The 5,339-nt window shown below is 71.4% G+C and carries 5 protein-coding genes; 2 read left to right on the forward strand and 3 right to left on the reverse strand.

The window, feature by feature from the left end:
• Positions 1-86: 86 nt before the first annotated feature.
• Positions 87-854, reverse strand: coding sequence for an alpha/beta hydrolase (locus tag ACWEN3_RS40545; protein ID WP_452981964.1), 768 nt, complete (start codon positions 852-854; stop codon positions 87-89).
• A gap of 284 nt (positions 855-1,138) precedes the next feature.
• On the opposite strand from ACWEN3_RS40545, the gene ACWEN3_RS40550 reads away from it, so the two are divergent.
• Together ACWEN3_RS40550 and ACWEN3_RS40555 are read left to right on the forward strand one after the other, a co-directional pair.
• Entirely contained in the window at positions 1,139-1,780 is a 642-nt protein-coding gene (locus tag ACWEN3_RS40550; RefSeq protein WP_452981967.1) for a methyltransferase family protein, read from the forward strand.
• Between the two features lie 349 nt (positions 1,781-2,129).
• Positions 2,130-2,855, forward strand: a complete 726-nt coding sequence (locus tag ACWEN3_RS40555) for a lysophospholipid acyltransferase family protein (protein WP_452981969.1) — start codon at positions 2,130-2,132, stop codon at positions 2,853-2,855.
• A 122-nt stretch (positions 2,856-2,977) separates the two neighbouring features.
• Here ACWEN3_RS40555 and ACWEN3_RS40560 read toward each other — a convergent pair whose 3' ends face one another.
• Together ACWEN3_RS40560 and ACWEN3_RS40565 are read right to left on the reverse strand one after the other, a co-directional pair.
• Positions 2,978-4,576 carry an alpha/beta hydrolase gene (locus ACWEN3_RS40560; RefSeq protein WP_452981972.1) on the reverse strand — a complete coding sequence of 533 codons (1,599 nt, stop codon included), beginning with the start codon at positions 4,574-4,576 and terminating at the stop codon, positions 2,978-2,980.
• Between the two features lie 142 nt (positions 4,577-4,718).
• The coding region (locus ACWEN3_RS40565; RefSeq protein ID WP_452981975.1) for an urease accessory protein UreD at positions 4,719-5,339 on the reverse strand (621 nt) is incomplete at its 5' end.

Raw genomic sequence — 5,339 nt, forward strand, 5'->3', positions numbered from 1 at the left:
CCACCCTGGCCCGCGTAGGGGGCGCGGCCCGGGTGCGCGGGGGGGCCCGGGGGACACCCCGGCCCCCCGGTCTCACCGGAGTCCGTTCAGCGTGTCGCGGGCGACGGTGGTCGGCTCAGGTGCCGGGTGAAGAACCGCAGCGCGCTGTCCACTTCGAACGCGGGGACGTCGCCGTGATCGCCGGGGTTGACGTGCAGTGTCTTCTCCTTCGACGCGAAGGCGTCGAACAGGGCCAGACTCGCCGCGCGCGGTACGCGTTCGTCGTCCCACTGCACGAGGAACTCCACCGGCACGGTGATCCGCGGGGCGGCCTCGCCCGCGGTCTCCGCCCCGTTCAGTCCCAGCACCGCCGCGCGGACGCGGGGCTCGGCGGCGACGAAGGGGACGCCGAGCCCGCAGCCCAGCGACAGCCCCCAGTAGCCGACCGGGCCGGGGCCGACATGGTCGAGTTTCTGGACCGCGTCCACGACCGCCCGCCACTCCGGGACGCTCTGGCCGGCGATCAGGGTGTGGACCTCGGCGAGCACGGGAGCCACGTCCCCGCCGGTCCGCATGCGGTCGCGCATCTCGCCGATGAGCCGGGTGTGTTCCTCGGACCGCGGCCGGCCGCCGTGGGCGGGCGCGTCGACGGCCGCCACCGCGAAGCCGGCCTCGGCCGCGAAGCGACGGGCTCGCGCCTCGATGCCGGGGGCCTTCTTGTGCCGGCCGCCGCCGTGTCCCATCAGGATCAGCGGGCGGGGACCGACGGCGCCGTCCGGCGTCCACAGCACGCCGGGGATCTCACCGAAGGTGAAAGTAAGGGTGAAGAGGGTTTCGGTGACGCCGTCGGACGACGCCTGGGAGGTGAAGCGCATGCGCGTTTCGAGCCTTTCGGGATGCCTTCTGCGGGCGCTCCCTAGCCCTTGCGAGGGAGGGAGCCACGATCTGTCACAGCGTTGATCGGTCTCACCTCCTCGGTTCGCAGCGGCACTCGGCAGCGCAGAAGCTACCACGGCCGATGATCGCCGGGACACGTGTTTTTCCGCGGTGGGGCGCGAGGCTCCGGGGCCGACCTCAGGGTCTCCATCCCTGGGTGGAGACCTCTTAATCAACCCGTGGGTGGTGGTGATCGAATTCGTACGCGGAGCAGTCTTGAGGCATGAGCTCGCTTCGTCCGGCACTCGTTGCCCTCACCGGCGTCTGCGTCCTGGTCTTCCTCGTGGCCTGGCTGCTGGGTGCCGTCTACTTCGGGGTCAGGAGCCGGTCCGGTGTGCGCGGCTGGCTGCGTGGACTGCGGCGCAGCCTGCCGCGCCGGGTGCTGCTGATCGCGGGCGCGTACGTGCTCTCCACGCTGGTCGGGCATTCCCGGGGCGTCTGGCGTCACCTCGAGTTCTGGCAGCCCGCGCCGGCGCTCCTGGGGGCCGTGCTCGCCGTCGCCTCCACCGCCTTCCTGCTGTGGGCCCGCTGGGTCCTCGGCACGATGTGGGCCAGCGTCCCGATGGTCCAGGAGCACCACGAGCTGCGCACGGACGGTCCGTACCGGCTCGTCCGCCACCCCATCTACACCGGCCTGCTCGGTCTGATCGTCGGCGGCATGCTCGCCTGCGGCTTCGGCGTCTGGATACCCGTGCTGGTGGTCGCGATCCCCTGGCTGCTGCGCCGGGTCCGGGTCGAGGACGGCATGATGGCCGGTGAGTTCGGCGCTTCCTACGACGCCTACCGCGCCCACGTCCCGGCACTGATCCCGTGGACCCGTCCGGGCCGGCCGGTCATACGCCGGGCCGGTGGCGAGCGGCCTTAGCGGGGGCCGCCTTCGGCGCGGAGCGGGCCGGAAGCACCAGGAAACGAGCAGGGTTTCAAGAGCGGCGGGTCCGCCAGGCCGTGCCGCGATTGCGCCATGCTCCTTGATCCGGTTGCAGGCTACCGGCGGGTAGCAGCAGGCTGGCCCAGCGGCCGCACCCCGTCACATCAGAACCACCCGACCGCACGCCTGATTCTCCGTCAGTGGGGTCTGTGGTGGGTCAGCATGGATACGACCGGACCCGGTTCCACGCGACCGCCCCTGCACCTACACTGACAGCCCACGACACGCCGGTTGACCTGCGAGAACGTGGCGGTTGAGCCGATCCGCCAGAGTGAGGAGCGACCCCTTGTTCTACTACCTGCTGAAGTACGTGTTGTTGGGTCCCTTGCTCAGGCTGGTCTTCCGGCCCCGGATCGAGGGCCTGGGGAACGTGCCGGCGGCGGGGCCTGCCATCGTCGCCGGGAACCATCTGTCCTTCTCCGACCACTTCCTGATGCCGACGATGCTGAAGCGCCGCATCACCTTCCTCGCCAAGGCGGAGTACTTCACGGGTCCGGGTCTCAAGGGCCGGCTCACCGCGTTCTTCTTCCGCAGCGCCGGGCAGATCCCGGTGGACCGCTCGGGCAAGGAGGCGGGCCAGGCCGCGATCCGCGAGGGCCTCGGGGTGCTGGGCAGGGGCGAGCTGCTCGGCATCTACCCGGAGGGGACGCGGTCGCACGACGGGCGGCTGTACAAGGGCAAGGTCGGGGTCGCGGTGATGGCGCTGACCGCGCGCGTCCCGGTCGTGCCCTGCGCGATGATCGGCACGTTCGAGGCGCAGCCGCCCGGCAGGGTGATCCCGCGGATCCGTCCCGTCACCATCCGCTTCGGCAAGCCCCTCGACTTCTCCCGCTACGCCGGTATGGAGCACGAGAAGGCCGTGCTGCGGGCCGTCACCGACGAGATCATGTACGCCATCCTGACGCTGTCCGAGCAGGAGTACGTGGACCAGTACGCGGCCGTCGTCAAGGAGCAGCAGTCCGCGGAGAGGGGCGAGAGGGAGCGCAGATTCCCCCGGGCGCCGCTCAGTTGACCCTCCGCCGTCGAGAAGCCCGCCGGAGACGGTCGGGGGGCCGACAGGGGGACGCCCGGTTCAGGACATGAGCGAGGGGCGGCCGGAGAGTCCGGCCACCCCTCGTCACGGTACGAACGGTGTTACGGCTTGGGCGTGGCGTGCGGGCCGCAGGTCACGTCCGCGCCGTCCAGCTTGCCGTCGATCAGGTACGCGTCGACGCGCTGGTTGATGCACGGGTTGACCAGGCCGGTCACACCGTGCGAGCCCGCGTCCTTCTCGGTGATCAGGCGGGAGCCCTGGAAGCGCTGGTGCAGGTCGACGGCGCCCGGGTACGGGGTGGCGGCGTCCCGGGTGGACTGCACGATCAGCACCTGCGGAAGGCCCTTGTGGGTCTTCACGTCCACCGGCGACTGCTGCTTCACCGGCCAGGTGGCGCACGGCAGGTTCATCCAGGCGTTGGCCCAGGTCATGAACGGGTAGTCCTTGTTGAGCCGGGTGTTGTCCCGGTCCCACTTGTGCCAGCTGGTGGGCCACTTGGCGTCGGTGCACTCGACGGCCGTGTAGACGGCGTTGGAGTTCTCCGAGGCGATGTTGCCCGCCGTGTTGGACATGTCGGGGGCGGCCGCGTCGACCAGCGCCTGGGTGTCGCCGGCGACGTACTTGCTGAAGACCTTCGCGATCGGCACCCACGCGGAGTCGTAGTACGGGGCGCTCTGGAAGAAGGAGATCAGCTCGGCCGGGCCGACGACCCCGCCGATGGGGCTCTTCTTGGCGGTGGCGCGCAGCTGGAGCCACTTGTCCTGGACGGCGGCGCGGGTCGTGCCGAGGTGGAAGGCGGCGTCGTTGGCGGCGACCCAGTCCTCCCAGTCCTTCCAGCGGCCCTCGAAGGCCACGTCCTGGTTCAGGTTGGCCTTGTACCAGATGTTGTCGCGGGCAGGGTCGACCACGCTGTCGACGAGCATGCGGCGCAGGTGCCCCGGGAAGAGCGTGCCGTAGACGGCGCCGAGGTAGGTGCCGTAGGAGACGCCGAGGTAGTTGAGCTTCTTCTCGCCCAGCGCGGCGCGTACGACGTCGAGGTCACGGGCCGTGTTCGGCGTGGTCATCTGCTGGAGCATGGCACGGCCGGTGCGGTCCCGGCAGCCGTCGGCGTACTCGTGGGCCAGCTTGCGCTGGGCCAGCTTGTCCGCCTCGGAGTCGGGGACCGGGTCCGCCTTCGGCGCCTTCACGAACTCCTGCGGGTCCTCGCAGGAGATGGGGGCCGAGTGGCCGACGCCGCGCGGGTCGAAGCCGACGAAGTCGTAGGCCTTGGCGACGTTCGCCCAGACGGGGTTCTTGTTGGTGACCCGGGTCGGGAAGCGCAGCCCGGAACCGCCGGGGCCGCCCGGGTTGTAGACGAGGGCGCCCTGGCGCTCCTCCTTGGTGCCGGTGTTGCCGATCCGGTCCACGGCGAGCTTGATCTGCGCGCCGTACGGGTGTGCGTAGTCGACGGGCACGCTGACCCAGCCGCACTGGATGGGCTTCGCCAGCCCCCAGTCGGCCGGGCAGTCCTGCCAGTCGATGCCGGTCTTCGCGGCCCGGGCGGCGGCCACTTCGGCGCCCTGGGCCTCCCGGTCCTGGCTCGGCCGCCCGGCGGCACTGGCCGCGGGAGCCGACACCGCGCCGGCGATCATGGTGGCGGTGACGAGCGCTCCTGCGGAACCGAGCGCCAGCAGACGGCTCTTCGGTCTGTTCTCCCTCAAGTGGGGCCCCTCCCGTGCATCGCTGCGAGTTCGTCAGGCGGGGATCCTCTCCGCTGTGAGGTGCCTGTGAACAGGGGGTGCCAACCATCTTTACCAATCCGATAACCGGACGATCATGTCTCGCTGAGCGGAGCGGAGTTGCTCAGCCGAGCAGGGCCCGGGCCTCGTCCAGCAGCCGCCGCAGCCGGAGCGCGTCGGGGGCCACGGCAGTCACCAGCACGGCGGGTCCGGGCAGCGGCACCAGGGTGGCGCACTCCCCCAGCATCCGTGCGGCGGGCGGTCGCTCCGCGAACTCGGGTCGCACGACGACGAGTTGGCCGACCGTGCGATGTCCGGCGAGCACGGCGGGCCCGTCCCAGCCGCCCGGCGCGCCGGGACCGCAGGCCAGCTCCTGGTCCAGCACGGTCCGGCCCGCGACCCGCACCGTCAACCGGCTGGTGAGCCGCCCGGGTTCCTCCCCGGCCCGCCCGAGCACCTGCTCCTCGCGCAGCACGAGCCGGGCCCCGGCGCCGAGTTCGGCGCGGGTGGCGACGCGCAGGTCGCTCTCACTCGCCGAGATCAACTGCTCGGGCAGCCAGTGCAGTTCGCCGCCGTCGGCCACGTCGAGCCGTACGTCGTAGTGGGCCTCGTCCTTGGTCTGTCCCGGCAGCGCGAGTGTGGCGGCGGCCGATCCGACGTGCAGCCGGGCGCCCTCCTCCACCCGTGCCCGCAGCGTGAAGCGGTCGCCGCCGAGCGGGCCGCTCATCGCGCCGACGACCATGAC

The sequence above is a fragment of the Streptomyces sp. NPDC004561 genome, assembly GCF_053602155.1.

Excerpts from the sequence above, each read along its gene's own strand:
- ACWEN3_RS40545 (WP_452981964.1), bottom strand. The coding sequence starts at position 854 with ATGCGCTTCACCTCCCAGGCGTCGTCCGACGGCGTCACCGAAACCCTC.
- ACWEN3_RS40550 (WP_452981967.1), top strand. The coding sequence starts at position 1,139 with ATGAGCTCGCTTCGTCCGGCACTCGTTGCCCTCACCGGCGTCTGCGTC.